The 17592-nt window shown below is 72.5% G+C and carries 16 protein-coding genes and 1 tRNA gene; 12 read left to right on the top strand and 5 right to left on the bottom strand.

Annotation, left to right across the window (positions count from 1 at the left end; all coding sequences use genetic code 11):
• The 4 genes from DOO78_RS06795 (at position 1) to DOO78_RS06785 (ending at position 4841) form a co-directional block, all read left to right on the top strand.
• A complete protein-coding gene (locus DOO78_RS06795) occupies positions 1-756 on the top strand; it encodes a TenA family protein (protein ID WP_111468974.1) in 756 nt (251 codons plus the stop codon).
• A 45-nt stretch (positions 757-801) separates the two neighbouring features.
• On the top strand, positions 802-1896 hold the full coding sequence (mnmA, locus tag DOO78_RS06790) for a tRNA 2-thiouridine(34) synthase MnmA (protein ID WP_111468973.1): 1095 nt from the start codon (positions 802-804) through the stop codon (positions 1894-1896).
• 252 nt (positions 1897-2148) lie between these two features.
• The gene (locus tag DOO78_RS27400) at positions 2149-2298 is read left to right on the top strand and encodes a hypothetical protein (protein WP_165838759.1); all 150 of its coding nucleotides are present in this window, start codon (positions 2149-2151) and stop codon (positions 2296-2298) included.
• A 110-nt stretch (positions 2299-2408) separates the two neighbouring features.
• Complete coding sequence (locus DOO78_RS06785) at positions 2409-4841, top strand: membrane-bound PQQ-dependent dehydrogenase, glucose/quinate/shikimate family (protein ID WP_111468972.1); 2433 nt, start codon at positions 2409-2411, stop codon at positions 4839-4841.
• Between the two features lie 47 nt (positions 4842-4888).
• Here the strand turns inward: DOO78_RS06785 and DOO78_RS06780 are convergent.
• Positions 4889-4965 (bottom strand) — tRNA-Met (locus tag DOO78_RS06780).
• 190 nt (positions 4966-5155) lie between these two features.
• Here DOO78_RS06780 and DOO78_RS06775 point away from each other — a divergent pair.
• A complete protein-coding gene (locus DOO78_RS06775; RefSeq protein WP_165838758.1) occupies positions 5156-7243 on the top strand; it encodes a hybrid sensor histidine kinase/response regulator in 2088 nt (695 codons plus the stop codon).
• Positions 7244-7298: 55 nt separating this feature from the next.
• Here DOO78_RS06775 and DOO78_RS06770 read toward each other — a convergent pair whose 3' ends face one another.
• Positions 7299-8273: a S1C family serine protease gene (locus tag DOO78_RS06770; RefSeq protein ID WP_111468971.1), complete on the bottom strand. Its 975-nt coding sequence runs from the start codon at positions 8271-8273 to the stop codon at positions 7299-7301.
• 131 nt (positions 8274-8404) lie between these two features.
• Between DOO78_RS06770 and DOO78_RS06765 the strand changes: the two genes are divergently transcribed.
• The 6 genes from DOO78_RS06765 to DOO78_RS06740 all read left to right on the top strand — a co-directional run bounded on the left by DOO78_RS06765 (position 8405) and on the right by DOO78_RS06740 (position 13619).
• Complete coding sequence (locus DOO78_RS06765) at positions 8405-9025, top strand: NeuD/PglB/VioB family sugar acetyltransferase (RefSeq protein WP_165838757.1); 621 nt, start codon at positions 8405-8407, stop codon at positions 9023-9025.
• A 93-nt stretch (positions 9026-9118) separates the two neighbouring features.
• Positions 9119-9361 carry a hypothetical protein gene (locus tag DOO78_RS06760; RefSeq protein ID WP_128080012.1) on the top strand — a complete coding sequence of 81 codons (243 nt, stop codon included), beginning with the start codon at positions 9119-9121 and terminating at the stop codon, positions 9359-9361.
• A 27-nt stretch (positions 9362-9388) separates the two neighbouring features.
• A complete protein-coding gene (locus DOO78_RS06755; protein ID WP_341538231.1) occupies positions 9389-10456 on the top strand; it encodes an ABC transporter ATP-binding protein in 1068 nt (355 codons plus the stop codon).
• 16 nt (positions 10457-10472) lie between these two features.
• Positions 10473-11726, top strand: a complete 1254-nt coding sequence (locus tag DOO78_RS06750) for an ABC transporter substrate-binding protein (protein WP_111468967.1) — start codon at positions 10473-10475, stop codon at positions 11724-11726.
• Entirely contained in the window at positions 11707-12738 is a 1032-nt protein-coding gene (locus DOO78_RS06745) for an ABC transporter permease (protein WP_243634431.1), read from the top strand. Before DOO78_RS06750 ends, DOO78_RS06745 begins: the two co-directional genes overlap by 20 nt.
• Before the next feature lie 2 nt (positions 12739-12740).
• Complete coding sequence (locus DOO78_RS06740) at positions 12741-13619, top strand: ABC transporter permease (RefSeq protein ID WP_111468966.1); 879 nt, start codon at positions 12741-12743, stop codon at positions 13617-13619.
• Positions 13620-13804: 185 nt separating this feature from the next.
• Here DOO78_RS06740 and DOO78_RS06735 read toward each other — a convergent pair whose 3' ends face one another.
• The 3 genes from DOO78_RS06735 to DOO78_RS06725 form a co-directional block, all read right to left on the bottom strand.
• Positions 13805-15391, bottom strand: a complete 1587-nt coding sequence (locus DOO78_RS06735) for an ABC transporter substrate-binding protein (protein ID WP_111468965.1) — start codon at positions 15389-15391, stop codon at positions 13805-13807.
• 99 nt (positions 15392-15490) lie between these two features.
• The gene (locus tag DOO78_RS06730) at positions 15491-15856 is read right to left on the bottom strand and encodes a response regulator (RefSeq protein ID WP_111468964.1); all 366 of its coding nucleotides are present in this window, start codon (positions 15854-15856) and stop codon (positions 15491-15493) included.
• A 315-nt stretch (positions 15857-16171) separates the two neighbouring features.
• Positions 16172-17065, bottom strand: a complete 894-nt coding sequence (locus tag DOO78_RS06725; protein ID WP_111468963.1) for a fumarylacetoacetate hydrolase family protein — start codon at positions 17063-17065, stop codon at positions 16172-16174.
• A gap of 137 nt (positions 17066-17202) precedes the next feature.
• On the opposite strand from DOO78_RS06725, the gene DOO78_RS06720 reads away from it, so the two are divergent.
• Positions 17203-17586, top strand: coding sequence for a hypothetical protein (locus DOO78_RS06720; RefSeq protein WP_111468962.1), 384 nt, complete (start codon positions 17203-17205; stop codon positions 17584-17586).
• Positions 17587-17592: the final 6 nt, after the last annotated feature.

Here is a 17592-nt window from a genome sequence, read left to right as displayed (position 1 = left end):
ATGGCGGCGGCCCGGACGGCTCCCTCCAATGCCCCTTGGGAGGATGGCTTCGGCCGGGAGGGCGGGCTGTTCCGCCGGCTGCGGGCGGCCTGCGCCGCGGACTGGCAGGCCTATACCTGGCATCCCTTCGTCCAGGGCCTCTCGGCCGGCACCCTGCCGCTGCCCGCCTTCCGGCGCTACCTGATCCAGGACTACCTCTTCCTGATCCATTTCGCCCGCGCCAAGGCGCTCGCGGTCTTCAAGGCCGAGAGCATCGAGGCGATGCGGGACAAGACCACGGCGATCGCGGCGATCCTCTCCGAGACGCTGATGCACCTGAAATACTGCGAGGGCTGGGGCATCCCGGAGGCCGAGGTGCGGGCGACGCCCGAGAGCGCCGAGACGGTGAGCTACACCCGCTACGTCATCGATCGCGGGCTTGCCGGCGACATCCTCGACCTCGAGGTGGCGCTCGCCCCCTGCACGGTCGGCTATGGCGAGGTGGCGCTGCGCATCCTCGCCGACCCGGCCCGCCGGGGCGAGGGCAATGCCTATCAGAGCTGGATCGACACCTATGCCGACCCTGGCTACCAGGCGATGGCCCGGGCGGCGGCGGCGCGCATCGACGCGCTCGGCGACAGCCATGGCGGGGAGGCGCGCTTCGCCACGCTGAGCGCCACCTTCGCCGAGGCGGCGCGGCTGGAGGCGCGCTTCTGGCAGCAGGGCCTCGACGCCGCGGCCGGCCAGACGGCTGCCTATGAGCGGGCGCAGCCGTGATGGCGCGGCCATGAGGATGCTCGTGGCCCCCCTCATGGCGCAGCCATGAGGATCCTGGTCGCCATGTCGGGCGGCGTCGACAGCAGCGTCGTCGCCGGCCTGCTGCGCGAGCAGGGGCATGAGGTGATCGGCGCCACGCTGCAGCTCTACGACCATGGCGCGGCGACGGCCCGCAAGGGCGCCTGCTGCGCCGGGCAGGACATCCACGATGCCCGCCGCGTCGCCGACCGGCTCGACATCCCGCACTACGTCCTCGACAAGGAAAGCCGCTTCGGCGAGGCGGTGGTGCGGGACTTCGCCGACAGCTACGCCCGCGGCGAGACGCCGATCCCCTGCGTGCGCTGCAACCAGTCGGTCAAGTTCCAGGACCTGGTCGGCCTCGCCCGCGACCTCGGCGCCGAGGCGCTGGCGACCGGCCATTACGTGCGCCGCATCGAGGGGCCGGGCGGCGCCGAGCTGCACCGCGCCGTCGATCCGCAGCGCGACCAGAGCTACTTCCTCTTCGCCACCACGCCGGCGCAGCTCGGCGTCTGCCGCTTCCCGCTCGGCGACTATCCGGACAAGGCGGCGGTGCGGGCGGTCGCGGCGCGGCTCGGCCTGCCGGTGGCCGAGAAGCCGGACAGCCAGGATATCTGCTTCGTGCCCGAGGGCCGCTACCACGCGGTGGTGGCGAAGCACCGGCCGGATGCGGCGGAGCCGGGGGAGATCGTGCATCTCGATGGCCGGGTGCTCGGCCGCCACCAGGGGATCGCGCGCTACACGGTGGGGCAGGGGCGGGGCCTCGGCACCGCCTCGCAGGATGGCGCGGAGCCGCTCTATGTCGCCGGGCTGGATGTGGCGCGGCGGCGCGTGCTGGTCGGGCCGCGCCAGGCGCTGGCCCAGGCCGAGGTGGTGGTGGGCGAGGTGAACTGGCTCGCCCCGCCGCCCGAGGGCCCTTTCCGCTGCGAGGCCAAGCTGCGCGCCCGCGAGGCGCCGCGGCCTGTGGTCGCGGCCTGGGATGCGGCGGCGGGCCTGCTGCGGGTGCGGCCGGAGGAGCCGGCCATCGCCGCGCCGGGCCAGGCCTGCGTGCTCTATGCCGGGGAGCGGGTGCTGGGCGGCGGCTTCATCCGCCGCCGCGAGCCCCTCGGCGCCGTGGCCTGACCCCCGGGAGGGGCGCACCGCACGCATGCCTGCCGCGAGGCGCCGCCAGGCCTGCGCCGCCGGCGGCACCCCATCTCCTGCAGCGAGGGACCGGTGACCGGGGCGCATGGGGCGTCCCGCCACCCGAGTGTGATCGCCTGAGGGGGACTCCACCGAAGGCGTGAATCACACGATCAAACAACGCGCTAGACCACGATCCGCGAACCGGAGTGAGCGGATCGCGGTCTAGGGTCTCGCGGAAGGAGAAGGACCATGGTCTCCGTCATCGGAGGCTTTCTGACGCTGACCCTCGGCACGGCGCTGTTCGGCTGGGGCGCGGCGGTGCGCGGCGCCATGGAGCATGACGGCACGCTGCGCCAGGCCGGGCGCCTGCCGCGCGGCGCGGCGCAGGAAGCGAGCTGAGCTGCATGGCCTGATGGGGGACCGCTCCCCCACCAGGCCGCCGGGCCGGAACCTGGCATCGGCCGGCGCTGTTGCTGCTGGGCGTCCGGGCAGAGGGGGCCGCCTTGCAGATGTCGCTGCGTCGCCAGCCATGGCTCGTCGCCACCGGCTTCGTCATCGGCCTGCTCGGCCTGGCCTTCCTCGGGCTCGGCCTCTGGCTGGTCGCCCTCGGCGGCAGCCTCTACTACGCGATCACCGGCCTCGCCCTGCTGGCCTGCGGCCTGGCCCTGACGATGCGGCGGGCCTGGGGCTTCTGGCTCTATGGCCTGATCCTGCTCGGCACCCTGGCCTGGGCGGTCCATGAGGTCGGCCTGGATGGCTGGCAATTGCTGCCGCGCCTCTTCGCGCCCGCCCTGTTTGGTGTCTGGCTGTGCATGCCCTGGGTCGCGGGCCGGCTCGGCGCGCGGGGGATCGGCGGGCGCTGGCGCTGGTCGGGCGCCCTGGCCTGCCTGGCGCTGGCGCTGCTGGTCATCGGGGCGGGCTACCGCACCACCGCGGCGCGCCATGTCCAGCATGCCCCGGTCGCCACGGCCGCCGCCGCGCCGGCCACGGACCCCGCCCTGCCCGAGGATGAGTGGCGCCATTACGGCCGCGGTGCCGATGGCCGCCGCTATTCGCCCCTGGCGCAGATCACCCCGGACAACGTGGCGCAGCTCGCCCTCGCCTGGAGCATCCGCACCGGCGACCTGCCGCGCGAGGCCGAGACGAAGAACGGGCGGGAGTTCAACTTCGAGGCCACGCCGATCAAGCTCGGCAACCGCCTCTATCTCTGCACGCCGCACCGGCACGTCATCGCCCTCGACGCCACGACCGGGCGGCAGCTCTGGCGCTTCGATCCGGAGAACGACACCAGCGCCAACGAATACCTGGCCTGCCGCGGCGTGGCCTATGCCGAGGCGCCGGCCGAGACCGGCTGCCCCCGCCGCATCGTCAGCACCACCGCCGATGCCCGGCTCTTCGCGCTCGATGCCGAGACCGGCCGCCCCTGCCCAGGCTTCGGCGAGGGGGGCTTCGTCAGCCTCACCGACCATCTCGGCCCGACGCCGCCGGGCTTTCACTTCATCACCTCGCAGCCGCTGGTGGTGCGCAACCGCATCGTGTTGGGCGGCTGGATCTACGACAACCAGGCCGAGGGCGAGCCCTCCGGCGTGGTCCGCGCCTATGACGCCGTGACCGGGGCGCTGGCCTGGGCCTGGGACCTGGGGCGGCCCGACCCGACGGCGCCGCTGGCGCCCGGCGAGACCTATACCCGCGGCACGCCGAATGGCTGGGGCACCTACACCGCCGATCCGGCGCTCGGGCTGCTCTATGTCCCGCTGGGCAATGCGACGCCGGACTATTACGGCGCCCGGCGCCGGCCCTTCGACGAGGCCTATTCCAGCGCCCTGGTCGCGCTCGACATCGAGACCGGCCGCGAGCGCTGGCACGTCCAGACCGTGCATCACGACCTCTGGGATTTCGACCTGCCGGTCGGGCCCTCGCTGGTCGATCTCCCGGGCCCCGGCGGCGGCACCGTCCCGGCGCTGGTGCAGACCACCAAGATGGGCAAGCTCTTCCTGCTCGACCGCCGCGACGGGCATCCGCTGGCCGAGGTGCAGGAGCGGCCGGTGCCCGGCGACCCGCTGCCGGGCGACCGGATCTCGCCGACCCAGCCGGACCCGGTCGGCATGCCCGATCTCGGGCCGCCGCCGCTCGCGGAGGCGGATAGCTGGGGCGCGACCCCGCTCGACCAGCTCTGGTGCCGCATCGAGTTCCATCGGCGGCGCTACGATGGCCCCTACACGCCGCCATCGCTGCAGGGCAGCCTCTTCTACCCGGCCTTCGACGGCGTGATCGACTGGCACGGCGCCGCGATCGACCCGACGCGCCACCTGCTCATCGCCAATGCCAGCTACATCCCCTTCGTCGTCGACACCATGCCGCGGGAGGAGGCGCTCCGGCGCGGGCTCATCAAGCCCTGGGCGGGCTTCGACAGCCAGGAGCCCTATCCGAAGCCGAGCCGCTTCGCGGTCGGGCCGCAATACGGGACGCCCTACACCACCGTCGTGGATCCCTGGCTCGGGCCGCTCGGCGCGCCCTGCCATGCGCCGCCCTGGGGCAAGCTCGTCGCCATCGACCTGCAGACCCGCAGGATCGCCTGGGAGCGCGTGGTCGGCACGACGCGCGACATGAACCTGTTCGGCACGCACGCCAATCTTCCCCTGCCGACCGGCATGTTCAACATCGGCGGCACGATGGTCACGGCCGGCGGGCTGGTCTTCATGGGCGCGACGGCGGACGACTACATCCGCGCCTTCGACCTGCGCGACGGCCGGGAAGTGTGGCGGGCGCGGCTGCCGGCCGGCGGGCAGGCCAATCCGATGAGCTATCGGGGCAGCGACGGGCGGCAGTATGTCGTGATCGCCGCCGGCGGGCATGGCGGGCTGCGCACCAGGAGCGGCGACTACGTCAAGGCCTATGCGCTGCCGCCGGGGGCGGGGACGGAGGCGGGCGGGGCGCGATAGGGGCGGGACGACCCGGACAACACGCCCCGGGGCAACGCGCCATGGAATGGTACCTGGGGCCGGACTTGAACCGGCGACCCCGGCATTATGAGTGCCGTGCTCTAACCAGCTGAGCTACCCAGGCGCGCGGTGCCGGGGTATGGCGGCTTTCGCCGGCGAAGGCAAGCCGTCCCGAACCGCCGGTCCGGCCGCGCAGCTATCCGGGCCGTGCTTTGTCTGCCGGTCCCGCTCCGGCTATGCCGGCATGGGGAACGCAGCGCCCGTCGGGGACGTTGGCATTCCCCGGTCGGGGCCGAAGCCGGGGTGGCTGTAGCATGGGCGGCGAGGTCGAGCAGACGGGTCTGACCGAAGCCGTCCTTGCCGGTGGCGGCGAGCTGTCGCGACTGATCTTCGCCTATCCCTGGGAGCGGACGCCGCTCGGCGCCATCGCCGGCTGGCCGTCGAGCCTGCGCACCACCATCGGCCTCATCCTCCGCTCGCCGGTGCCGATCGTCACGCTCTGGGGCGAGGACGGCATCATGATCTACAACGATGCCTATTCGGGCTTCGCCGGCGGGCGGCATCCGCGGCTGCTCGGCTCCAAGGTGCGCGAGGGCTGGCCCGAGGTCGCCGACTTCAACGACAACGTCATGAAGGTCGGCCTCGCCGGCGGCACCCTGTCCTACCAGGACCAGGAGCTGACGCTGCACCGCTCGGGCGTGCCGGAGCAGGTCTGGATGAATCTCGACTACTCCCCGGTGATCGGCGAGAGCGGCCGGCCCGAGGGCATCGTCGCCATCGTCGTCGAGACCACGGCCAAGGTGCAGGCCGAGCGCCGGCTGCGGGAGACGGCCGAGGCGCTGGCGCAACTCAATGCCGAGCTCGAGCGCCGGGTCGAGGAGCGCACGGCCGAGCGCGACCGCATCTGGCGCAACTCCCGCGACCTGCTCGCCGTGCTGCGGGCGGATGGCGTGTTCCGCACGGTCAACCCCGCCTGGCGCGAGATCCTCGGCCATGCGCCCGAATCGCTGATCGGCCGGCATTTCCGCGACATCATCTGGCCCGAGGATGCGGCGCTGACCGAGGGCGTGGTGGCCGCGGCCGCGGCCGGGCAGGACCTCACCGGCTTCGAGAACCGCTACCGCCACCAGGACGGCACGCCGCGCTGGATCTCCTGGCACAGCTCGGCCGAGGGCGAGGACATCTTCGCCTATGGCCGCGACATCACCGCCGAGAAGGGCCGCGCCCAGGCCCTTGCCGAGGCCGAGGAACGGCTGCGTCAGGCGCAGAAGATGGAGGCGGTCGGCCAGCTCACCGGCGGCATCGCGCACGACTTCAACAACCTGCTGACCGGCATCGTCGGCAGCCTGCAGATGATCCAGACGCGCATCGCCCAGGGCCGGGTCGATGGGCTCGACCGCTACATCCTGGCCGCGCGCGGTGCCGCCGACCGGGCCGCGGCGCTGACCCATCGCCTGCTCGCCTTCTCGCGCCGGCAGACCCTCGATCCCCGCCCGCTCCAGATCAACCGGCTGGTCGCCGGCATGGAGGAGCTGATCCGGCGCACGGTCGGGCCGGCCATCGCGCTCGAGGTGGTGGCCTCGGGCGGGCTCTGGACCACGCTGGTCGATGCCAACCAGCTCGAGAATGCCCTGCTCAACCTCTGCATCAACGCCCGCGACGCCATGCCCGAAGGCGGCCGGCTGACCATCGAGACCGCCAATCGCTGGTTCGACGACCGGACGGCGCGTGGCCATGACCTGCGGCCCGGGCAGTATGTCTCGCTCTGCGTCAGCGACACCGGCGTCGGCATGACGCCCGAGGTCGCGGCGCGCGCCTTCGATCCCTTCTTCACCACCAAGCCGCTGGGGCAGGGCACCGGGCTCGGCCTGTCGATGATCCACGGCTTCGCCCAGCAATCCGGCGGCCAGGCGCGGATCTATTCCGAGCCTGGGCAGGGGACGACGGTCTGCCTCTACCTGCCGCGGCATCTCGGCGCCGAGGCGGATGCCGATGGGGCGCCGGCGCCGGCGCCGGCGCCGCGGGCCGAGCGGGGCGAGACGGTGCTGGTGGTGGATGACGAGCCGACGGTGCGCATGCTGGTCGGCGAGGTGCTGGGCGAGCTCGGCTATGCGGCGCTCGAGGCGGCGGACGGCGCCGCGGGGCTGCAGATCCTGCGCTCGGCGCGGCGCATCGACCTGCTGGTGACCGATGTCGGCCTGCCCGGCGGCATGAACGGCCGCCAGCTCGCCGATGCGGCGCGCGAGCTGCGGCCCGGGCTGAAGGTGCTGTTCATCACCGGCTATGCCGAGAACGCGGCGATCGGCCATGGCCATCTCGCGCCGGGGATGCAGGTGATGACCAAGCCCTTCTCGGTGGAGGCCATCGCCCGGCGCATCCGGGCGATCATCGAGGCGCGGTAGGGGCGGCGCCCCGGCGGGCCGGGGTCGAGGGTTGCCCCGCGGCGCGGCGGTTCGCTCAGTGCAGCCGCGGCGCCTTGAGGAAGGCGCGGCGGTCGGCCGAGGCGAGGGCGACCTCGCTCTGCCCGTCGTCGCGGAGGATGCTCAGCCGCACCCTCGCCCCGGCATTGCCGCTGGCCCAGACCGCCCGCCAGAGCCCGGCGAGGTCGGAGACCGGCGTGCCGCCGACCGCGAGGATGCGGTCGCCCTCCTGCATCCCGGCCTTCTGCGCCGGGCCGCTGCGGGCCATGGAGCTGACGACGACGCCGCCCTCGTCCTCGGTCGCGTAGAGGCCGAGCCAGGGCCGCGCCGGCCGGTTCGGCCGGCCATAGGCCAGCAGGTCGCCGAGGACCGGCGGCAGCAGGCTCGCCGGCACCACCATGTTGAGGTCGACGCGCCGCCCCTTGCCGTCCTGCTGCTGCATGACGAGGGAGCCGATGCCCATCAGCCGGCCGTCGCCGCCGAGCAGCCCGGCGCCGCCCCAGGAGGGATGCGCCGGCGCGGTGAAGATCGCGTCCTCCACCATGTATTCCCAGTAGCCGGCGAATTCCTGCCGCGCCGCGATGGTGCAGCGCAGCGCGTGCTTGCGGCCGCCGGCCGAGGCGAGGACGCAGGTGTCGCCCGGCCGCGGCGCCGCCTCCGTCTCGATCGGCAGGGCGGGCAGGTCCAGCCGGCCGAGCGCCTGGATCAGCCCGAGCCCGGTTTCGAAATCATGGGCGAGGGCGTGCCCCGGGATCGCCCGGCCGTCATGCGTGGTCAGCCAGATGGTCTCGGCCTCGGTCACCAGGTAGCCGATGGTGGCGATGAGGCCGTCCGGCCGGATGACGACGCCGCTGCCGGTGCGTTCGGTGCCGAGCGTCTGGGCGGTGAAGGCGTCCGCCGGCACCAGGGCCTTCACCGCGACGACGGAGCGCAGCACCTGGTCCAGGTCGAACTCATGCTCGGTTGGGTCCGGCTGCAGGTCCGACGGGATTTCCCATTCGCTGCTTGGCATCCTCTCTGTCCGCTCCGTTCCCGGGGGTGGCCCTCCGGCCGACTATCGGCCGAACCGGCCGCGCCGCCAACGCGGGATGGCCGCGAGCGGTTGGCGGCGATGGGGAGGAGGAGGCGCGGATGGCGGTGAAGATGCTGATTCTTGGCGCCGGGGGCCATGGGCGGGCGCTGATCGAGCTGATCCGCGACCTCGGCGGCATCGAGATCGCCGGCCTCGTCGATGCCGCGCCACGGGGGCCGGCCATGCTCGGCGTGCCGGTGCTGGGCGACGAATCGGCGCTGCCGGGGCTGCGGGCGGCCGGCATCGGGCTCGCCTGCCTGGCGATCGGCGCCGCGCCCGCCCGGCTGGCGGCGGCGGCGCGGCTGGCGGCGCTCGGCTTCGCCTTCCCGCCGCTGCTGCACCCTTCCGTGATCCGCGCCGGCAGCGCCGAGCTCGGCGAGGGCAGCGTGGTGCTGCCGCGCGCGGTGCTCGGCGCCGCATCCCGGGTCGGGCGCTTCTGCATCGTCAACACCGGGGCGATCCTCGAGCATGACGTGGAGCTGGGGGACGGGGCGCATTGCGCGCCCGGCAGCGTGCTCTCGGGCGGCGTCCGGGTGGGGGCGGGGGCGCTGATCGGCGCCGGGGCCGCCTGCCGGCCGCTGGTGGCGATCGGCGCCGGGGCGGTGGTCGGCCTCGGCGCGGCGGTGACCGAGGACGTGCCGCCCGGCGCCGTGGTCGGCGGCGTGCCGGCGCGGCGCCTGAAGGATGCCTGATATGAAGCGCCCATCGGCAGCCCCCTGGGCGCCGGGCGCGCACCTCCGGTTCGCCTGATCGGGGCGGTTGCCTCGGGCTGGCTGATGGACCGGATGGACGGCAACCTCGTGATCGCCGCCTGCTTCGGGCTGACCGCGGCCGCGGTCCGGGCGATCGGCCAGGCGGCGGGCCAGACGGCGCTGCTGGTCAGCGCGCGGCGCATCCGGCGGAGCCCAATATCCCGTCGCCCTTTTGCCGCCGCTTCCGGCAGGATGCCGCAAGCCTGGGCAAATTCGGGCCGGGCCGCCGCCCTGGCGCCGCCTGGGGCCGGGCAGGCGTGGCACGCATGCTGCTAGGTTTGCTGCAACGGCCCCGTCCGGGCCATCGCAACGGAGACCGCCGACCTGCACGGCACCAGCCCCCTGCAGCCGACCGCCGCGAAGGCGCGCGGCGCCATCGAGTTCGCCGCCGTCACCAAGCGCTTCGCCGGCGGCGCCGTCGCCGTCGATGCGCTCGACCTGCGCATCGCCGCCGGCAGCTATGTCTGCCTGCTCGGCCCCTCGGGCTGCGGCAAGACCACGACGCTGCGGCTGCTGGCCGGGCATGAGCAGCCGACCACCGGCGACATCCTGCTCGACAACACGAACATCGTCGGCCTGCCGCCCGCCCGGCGGGGCACGGCGATGATGTTCCAGTCCTATGCGCTGTTCCCGCATCTCTCGGTGCTCGACAACGTCGCCTTCTCGCTGCGCATGCGCGGCATCGGCAAGGCGGAGCGGCACGCCAAGGCGCAGGCGGCGCTGCGGCTGGTGGAGATGGACCCCTACGCCGCGCGGCTGCCGGCGCAGCTCTCGGGCGGCCAGCAGCAGCGCGTGGCGCTGGCCCGCGCCCTGGTGACCAACCCGGCGACGCTGCTGCTGGACGAGCCGCTCTCCGCCCTCGACCCCTTCCTCCGCGGCCGGGTGCGGGCCGAGCTGAAGCGCTTCCAGCGCGAGCTGGCCATCAGCTTCGTTCATGTCACCCACAGCCAGGACGAGGCGCTGGCCCTGGCCGACCATGTGGTGCTGATGCGCGCCGGGCGGATCGAGCAGCAGGGCAACCCGGAGGCGCTGTTCGACCGGCCGCGCACCGCCTTCGTCGCCCGCTTCATGGGCGGGCACAACGTCTTCGCGCCGGAGGGCGGCCGGCTGTTCGCCGTGCGCTGCGACCGCACCCGCATCGCCGCCGAGGGCAGCGGCGCGGCGGGCGTGCCGGCGACGGTCACCGGCGTCGAGTACACCGGCACCGGCTTCGCTGTGGCGCTCGCCGGGGCGGGCGGCGAGGACTACTCCGTCGCCCTGACCGAGGCGGCCCTGCACGCGCATCCCGTCGCGCCCGGGCAGCGGGTCACGCTCGCCTGGGATGCGCAAGACAGCCGCCCGCTCGCGGATGCCCCCGCGGCCGGGCCATGACCTGAGGAGGAAGACCATGGACCATACGGGGATCGGCCGGCGCGGCGCGCTCAAGGCCGCGGCCGGCATCGCCGCCGGGCTGGCGGCGCCGGCGGTGCACGCGCAGGGCGCGGTGTCGCTGCGCTATGTCGGCACCGCGGTGAACCAGCACCAGGGCATCAAGGACAAGGTCAAGGAAGACCTCGGCATCACCCTCGACTACATCCCCGTCACCTCGGACGACGTGGTGCGGCGGGCGGTGACGCAGCCGAACAGCTTCGACATCCTCGATTCCGAATACTGGATGCTGAAGAAGATCATCCCCTCCGGCAACCTGGTCGGCATGGATGCGAAGCGGATCAAGCGCGCCGACGAGATCACCAGCGTCTTCCTCAAGGGCGAGGTCGGCGGCAGGAAGATCGGCGGCCAGGGCACGGCGCCCTGGAAGGTGCTCTACCTGCCGGCGGCGAGCGCGAAGAGCTTCGCGCCGTCGCAGACCGAGTACCTGACGCTGATCCCGACCACCTACAATGCCGACACGCTCGGCATCCGGCCGGACAAGATCGGCCGGCCCATCGGCTCCTGGGCCGAGTTGCTGAACCCGGAGTTCAAGGGCCGCGCCTCGATCCTCAACATCCCCTCGATCGGCATCATGGACGCGGCGATGGTGGTCGAGGCCACCGGCCAGCACAAATACGCCGACAAGGGCAACATGACGAAGGCCGAGATCGACCTCACCATGAAGGTCCTGACCGAGGCCAAGCGCGCCGGCCAGTTCCGCGCCTTCTGGAAGGACTTCAACGAGAGCGTCAACCTGATGGCCTCGGGCGAGACGGTGATCCAGTCCATGTGGTCGCCGGCCGTCACCAAGGTGCGCAGCATGGGCGTGCCCTGCGTCTACCAGCCGCTGAAGGAAGGCTACCGCGCCTGGGCCGCCGGCTTCGGCCTGCCGAAGACCCTCTCCGGCCGCAAGCTCGACGCCGCCTACGAGTTCATCAACTGGTTCCTCTCCGGCTGGGCCGGCGCCTTCCTCAACCGGCAGGGCTACTATTCGGCGGTGCTGTCGACGGCGAAGGCCAATATGCAGCCCTATGAGTGGGATTTCTGGATGGAGGGCAAGCCGGCGGCGCAGGACATCAAGGCGCCGGACGGCACGGTGATGGAGAAGGCGGGCGCGGTGCGCGACGGCGGCAGCTTCGAGGCGCGCATGGGCGCCGTCGCCTGCTGGAACGCGGTGATGGACGAGAACGACTACATGGTCAGGAAGTGGAATGAGTTCATCGCGGCCTGATCCGGTGCGGCCCGAGCCGGTGACGATGGCCGAAGGGCGGGGCGGGGCGAGCCTCGCCTCGCCCGAGGCGGTCCTGGAGGCGGGCGCGGTGGCGGCCCCGGCGGCCGCGCCCGCCCCGGTGCTCGCCGCCGCGCCGCCGCCGCGCCGCGCCTGGGCGCCGCTGCTGCAGGCGGCGCCGCTCTGGCTCGTGCTGCTGCTCTTCTTCGTCTTCCCGCTGCTGGCGACCGGCGTCGTCAGCCTGTGGAACTACACCGAATACTCGCTGGTCCCCGACATCACCCGGCGCAACTACGTCGAGATGTTCGAGGGCTGCGGCAACCTCTCGGACGGGCTCTGCACCACCTTCCGCACCTATCTCTCGACGCTCCGGCTCTGCGGCATGGTCTGGGCCATCACCCTGCTGCTCGGCTTCACCGTCGCCTATTTCCTCTGCTTCCACATCCGCTCGGACGGCGTGCGCATGGCGCTGTTCCTGCTCTGCACCGCGCCCTTCCTCACCTCCAACGTCATCCGCATGATCTCCTGGATCCCGCTTCTGGGGCGCGAGGGGGTGGTGAACCACGCGCTGCTGGCGATGCGCCTGGTGGACCAGCCGCAGGACTGGCTGCTGTTCTCGGAATTCTCCGTCGTGCTCGCCTTCGTCCACCTCTACACGCTGTTCGTGGTGGTGCCCGTCTTCAACAGCATGATGCGCATCGACCACCGGCTGCTGGAGGCGGCGCGGGATGCCGGGGCCAGCGCCTGGCAGACCATCTGGCACGTGGTGGTGCCGCTGGCCAAGCCCGGCCTCGTCATCGGCTCGATCTTCGTCATCGTCCTGGTGATGGGCGATTTCGTGACCATCGGCGTCATGGGCGGGCAGCAGATCGCCTCCGTCGGCAAGGTGATCCAGGTGCAGATGTCCTACCTGCAATTCCCCGCCGCGGCGGCGCAGGCGATGGTGCTGCTGGCGCTGGTGCTGGTCATCATCGCGGTGATGACGAAGCTGGTCGACATCCGGCGGGAACTCTAGCCATGGAGGAACGCCGCGGCCTGGGCTTCTGGCTCCTCGCCCTCTTCTTCGCCCTCTTCGTCCTGTTCCTCTACGGGCCGACGCTGACCATCCTCGTGCTCTCCTTCCAGGGGGTGGATGGCGGGCTGACCTTCCCGCTGCAGGGCGTCTCGACGCATTGGTACCAGACGCTCTGGAAGGGCGTCGGCGTGGTCGATATCTGGGCCGCCTTCCGCCGCTCGGTGAAGCTCGGCCTCGTCGTCATGCTGCTGACGACGCTGATCTCGCTCTCGGCCGGCTATGCCTTCCGCCGCCGCTTCCCGGGCCAGGGGCTGCTCTTCCACCTCACCATCGCCAGCCTCATCGTGCCCTCGATCGTCGTCTCGCTCGGCATCGCCCTCGAATTCCGGCTGATCGACGATGCGGTGAAGGCCTATGCCGAGGCGCATTCGGTGGGCTGGCTCGCAGACTACGCCACCGCCATGGGCCTCTTCACCTCCGGCCTCGGCGCCCACCTCACCTGGACGCTGCCCTTCGGCCTGCTGATCATGTTCGCCGTCTTCAACCGCTTCCCTGCCCAGCTCGAGGAGGCGGCGCGGGATCTCGGCGCCTCGCCCTGGCAGGTCTTCCGCCATGTGGTGCTGCCGCTGATCGCGCCGAGCCTGGTGGGCGTCGCGCTGTTCGGCTTCACCCTCTCCTGGGACGAGATCGCCCGCTCCTCCCAGGCGATCGGCGACCTGAACACCCTGCCGCTCGAGCTGCAGGGGCTGACGACGACGGTGACGACGCCCGAGATCTACGCCCTCGGCACGCTGACCACCGGCGTCTCGGTGCTGGTGATCGGCCTCTCCTTCGCCGCCATCGCCCTCTGGCGGCGGCTGCGGCTGAGATCGGCGGCGTGAATGGGACATTCATGCCGAGCGCCCAAATGAGCGCTCTAGGCTCCTGTTTTCAGAGCATCTTCACCCGATCAGGTGGGCTCACCTGATCGGGATCTGCTCTGGTGGCACGCAGCCAAGGGTTGCGGAGCAAATCGCCCGGCATCTGAGGGTCGCTGTTGATGTGCCACCATCGACAGCCATCGGCATCAGGCGCGCCTGACGTTCCAGGGATAGGGCGAGGTGCCCTTCAGCACGCCCGTCAGGCCGCGATGGGCGGTGCGGATGAAGAACTGGCCGAGCGGCAGGAAGGGCACGGCCTGCCAGCTCTCCTGCTGGATCGCCTCGGCCAGCCGTTGCTGCTCCGCCGCGCTGTCGGCGAGGAGCCAGGCGGCGGTGAGCTGCTCGACCGTGTCGTTGCGGTACCAGCCGAACCAGCCGCGCTCGCCCTGGCCGCGGATCGGTGCGTTGACCGCCGGGTTCATGATGGAGATGCCCGGCCACCAGGTGTGGAAGATGCTCCAGCCGCCCTTGTCCACCGGCTCCTTGCTGGTGCGCCGCTGCACCAGGCTGCCCCAGTCCATCTCCTGCAGCTCGACGGTCATGCCGCAGCGCTGCAGCAGGTCGGCGGTGATCTGGCCGAAGGGGCCGATGGTCGGGAAGTCGGTCGGGTTGAGGACGACGACGCGCTCGCCCTTGTAGCCCGCCGCCTGCAGCATCTGCCGCACCCGCGCCGTGTCGCGCGGCCCGTCCAGCGCCCCGCTGCCGGCCGTGGTGCCATAGGGCGTGCCGCAGGGCCACATGGAATGGCAGACGCGCCAGGCCTCCGGGTCGTTGGCGGTCACCGCGCGGACATAGTCCTCCTGGTTCAGCGCATGCAGCACGGCGCGGCGGATGGCCGGGTTGTCGAAGGGCGGCTGCAGGAAATTGAAGCGGCAGACGCCGATATAGCCGAGCAGGTTGTTGATCTCGACGGTGATGCCGCGGCCGCGGCGGAGCGCCGGGATGAGGTCGGCGTTCACCTGCTCCCACCAATCGACCTCGCCCGATTGCAGCGCCGCGGCGGCGGTGGCGCTGTCGGGGATGATGACCCATTCCACCCGCTCGAAATGCGCCAGCTTGCCGCCGGCGGTGCGGCTCGGCGGCTCCTGCCGCGGCACGTAGCCGGCATGCCGCGCATAGACGACGCGGCTGCCCGAGACATACTCGCCGGGGACGAAGCGGTAGGGGCCGGAGCCGATGATCTCCGGCACCTGCTGGAAGGGATCGGTCCTGGCCAGCCGCTCCGGCATGATGAAGGCGCCGTTGGCGAAGGGCTTGGCCAGCGCTTCCAGCAGCAGCGGGAAGGGCGCTTTCAGCCGGATGCGCAGTGTGCGGTCGTCGACCGCCTCGAAGGCCTCGACCGCGGCGCCGAGCGACTGGCCGAAGGTGTCGCGCCGCGCCCAGCGGGCGAGGCTGGCCGCGCAGTCCCGCGCCAGCACCGGCTCGCCGTCATGGAAGCGCAGGCCCTCGCGCAGCCGGATGGTCCAGGTCCGGCGGTCCTCGGAGGCCTCGTGCCCCTCGGCCATCTGCGGCCGGACCTGGAAATCGTCGGTCAGGCCGAAGAGCGTGTCGAAGACGGTCCAGGCATGGTTCTCGGTGACGCCGGCGGTGGTCCAGATCGGGTCGAGCGAGGTGAGGTTCGCCTGCGGCACCATGCGCAGGGTGCGGGCCCGCGGGTCCTGGGCCAGGGCGGGGCCCGCGAGCGGCGCGGCTGGCAGGGCGGCCGCCGCCTTCAGGAGGCTGCGTCTGTGCATGGCAGGGCGTCCGGACGTCTCTGTCCGCCATGCTGCCACCCTTTCCCGCCGCGACGGAAGCGCGCCCGACCTCAGGCGCCCAACCTCAGGCGCCCAACCTCAGGCAGGCGAGAGCCGGGTCAGCTCCGCCTCGATCCGCGCCAGCGGGATCGGCTTGATCAGGACCGCGTCGAAATCCGCGAGGCTCTCCGGCTCGGTCAGCGGCAGCAGGGCATCCGCCGTCGCCGCCACGACGCGGCCGGTATAGCCGCCCTCCCGCAACTGCCGGGCCAGGTCGCGCCCGTCGGTCATCGGCAGGTGGCAATCGACCAGGATCAGGTCGAAATGGCCGGCCGCCAGGGCCGCGGCGGCGCCGACGGCATCCATGCAATCCTCGACCTCGGCGCCGTTGGCCTCGCAGGCGATGCGCATCAGGCGCCGGGCCGCCTCGTTGTCGTCGACGATGAGCACGCGCGTCGCCGTCACGGCCGGCCGGTCCTTCCCGCCATCTGCGGGACGCCCGGCGCCCCGACATCCAACATCCCCGCCTCCCTGCCATTCCCGCCCGTCCCCGGCCTGCCCCGGGGAGGATCCCACCCCGCTGCGGGGGCGCCGTCCGGCGCCGGCTGGTCGGCCGCCGGCCAGGCTCGCGCCACACTGGGCCTCGACACACTCGGTCCCCCCACGCGATGCGCGCTATGAGGCGCTGCAATAAAACTTTCAGGGGCGCGGCGCGCCTCACAAGAGCGCCAGGGCGGACCAGGCCCTGGCCTGGGCCCGCGCCTGGCGGGCACCGGGCCGCTACGCCGCCTTGACCGTGTTGCGCAGCCGGCCGATGCCGTCGATCTCGCACTCGATGACATCGCCCGGCTGCAGCGTGCGCGGCGGCTGCATGGCGTAGCCGACGCCCTCGGGCGTGCCGGTGATGATGACGTCGCCCGGCCGCAGCGTGAAGCCGATCGAGAGCTGGTGGATGATCTCCTTCACGTCGAAGATCATCTTCGAGGTGTGGCTGTCCTGCCGCTTCTCGCCGTTCACCCAGAGCCGGATGCCGGTGTTCAGCGCGTCGAGCTCGGCGGCGGGGATGATCCAGGGGCCGAGCGGGCAGGAGCGGTCGAGCGACTTGCCCTTGAACCACTGGCCGTAGCGCCGCTGCAGGTCGCGCCCGGTCACGTCGTTGCCGATCGTCCAGCCGAAGACGTGGTCGAGCGCCCGCTCCTTCGGGATGTCGTGGCCCTCGGTGCCGATGACGACGGCCAGCTCCACCTCGTAGTCGAGCCATTCGGTGACGCCCTTATGGGCGGGGATCCAGTCCTCCGGCGCGATGACGCAATCCGGCGCCTTGGTGAAGAATTGCGGGTATTTCGGCAGCTCCGAGCTGGTGATGCCGCGCGTCCGGTCGCCCTCCGCGACATGGTCCATGTAGTTGCGGCCGACGCAGAAGACGTTGCGCCGCGGCCGCGGGATGGGGGCGAGGAGCCGCCAGGCGCCGGCGTTCAGCACCGCGCCGGGGGGCGGGGTCTCGGCCAGGGCCCGGACGGCGGCGAGCGCCGCCGGGCCGGCCTCGATCAGCGCCAGCATGTCGCCGGCGCCGGGCGCGCCGGGGACCGCCGAGAGGTCGAGCATGCGCCCGTCCTCGAGCGCCACGCCGATGCGCGGGCCCTTGGCGTCGGTAAAGCTGGCCAGCCGTGTCATGAGTCGTTCCTCCCCGTCCTCGATGCTCCGCGCCGCAGGGGAGCCCGCGCGACGGCCCCTGGCAAGCCCCGGCCATCCAAGCACTTTGTTTATGCCTTGCCGCCTAGCCTGCCGCCGATAGCGATCGTGAAGGTGGCATGCCCCAGGACGATGATTTCGCCCGGTTGGCTGCGGCGCTCGGCGTGCCGGGGCTGCTGTACCGAAGCTTCGGCAACGCCCCGGTCCGGCCCGGCGAGGCCGCGTCGCCCGCGCCCCCGGCGCTGGGCTGGGCGATGGGGCCGGGCCGGGCCGGCCGCCCCGAGGCCGGCGCCGGCTGGCGGCCCCGGCCCGTCGCGGCCCCCGAGGCCTGGCCGTTGCTCGCGCCGCTCTTCGCGCCCGCCGCCGCCGGGGAGGCGCCGGCCGGGACCCTGGCCCGCCTCCGCGCCGCGCCGGGGGCCGCGGAGCGCCGGCCGGCCGCCACCCCCTTCCTGCCCGACCCGCTCTTCGCCCCGCGCCCCGCGCGCGGCGCCGGCCTCCGCTGAAGGCCC

It is taken from the genome of Roseicella frigidaeris, from assembly GCF_003258945.1.
GTDB lineage: Bacteria > Pseudomonadota > Alphaproteobacteria > Acetobacterales > Acetobacteraceae > Paracraurococcus > Paracraurococcus frigidaeris.
Note: the sequence above shows the minus strand (reverse complement) of the source record. Positions and strands in the feature narration are given on the sequence as shown.

Bases quoted from the DNA above. Each gene is read 5' to 3' on its own strand.
- DOO78_RS06775 (WP_165838758.1), top strand. From the start codon at position 5,156: ATGGGCGGCGAGGTCGAGCAGACGGGTCTGACCGAAGCCGTCCTTGCC.
- DOO78_RS06725 (WP_111468963.1), bottom strand. From the start codon at position 17,065: ATGACACGGCTGGCCAGCTTTACCGACGCCAAGGGCCCGCGCATCGGC.
- DOO78_RS06745 (WP_243634431.1), top strand. From the start codon at position 11,707: ATGAGTTCATCGCGGCCTGATCCGGTGCGGCCCGAGCCGGTGACGATG.
- DOO78_RS06740 (WP_111468966.1), top strand. From the start codon at position 12,741: ATGGAGGAACGCCGCGGCCTGGGCTTCTGGCTCCTCGCCCTCTTCTTC.
- mnmA (WP_111468973.1), top strand. From the start codon at position 802: ATGAGGATCCTGGTCGCCATGTCGGGCGGCGTCGACAGCAGCGTCGTC.
- DOO78_RS06765 (WP_165838757.1), top strand. From the start codon at position 8,405: ATGCTGATTCTTGGCGCCGGGGGCCATGGGCGGGCGCTGATCGAGCTG.
- DOO78_RS06720 (WP_111468962.1), top strand. From the start codon at position 17,203: ATGCCCCAGGACGATGATTTCGCCCGGTTGGCTGCGGCGCTCGGCGTG.
- DOO78_RS06760 (WP_128080012.1), top strand. From the start codon at position 9,119: ATGGACGGCAACCTCGTGATCGCCGCCTGCTTCGGGCTGACCGCGGCC.
- DOO78_RS06735 (WP_111468965.1), bottom strand. From the start codon at position 15,391: ATGCACAGACGCAGCCTCCTGAAGGCGGCGGCCGCCCTGCCAGCCGCG.
- DOO78_RS06750 (WP_111468967.1), top strand. From the start codon at position 10,473: ATGGACCATACGGGGATCGGCCGGCGCGGCGCGCTCAAGGCCGCGGCC.
- DOO78_RS06785 (WP_111468972.1), top strand. From the start codon at position 2,409: ATGTCGCTGCGTCGCCAGCCATGGCTCGTCGCCACCGGCTTCGTCATC.
- DOO78_RS27400 (WP_165838759.1), top strand. From the start codon at position 2,149: ATGGTCTCCGTCATCGGAGGCTTTCTGACGCTGACCCTCGGCACGGCG.
- DOO78_RS06795 (WP_111468974.1), top strand. From the start codon at position 1: ATGGCGGCGGCCCGGACGGCTCCCTCCAATGCCCCTTGGGAGGATGGC.
- DOO78_RS06770 (WP_111468971.1), bottom strand. From the start codon at position 8,273: ATGCCAAGCAGCGAATGGGAAATCCCGTCGGACCTGCAGCCGGACCCA.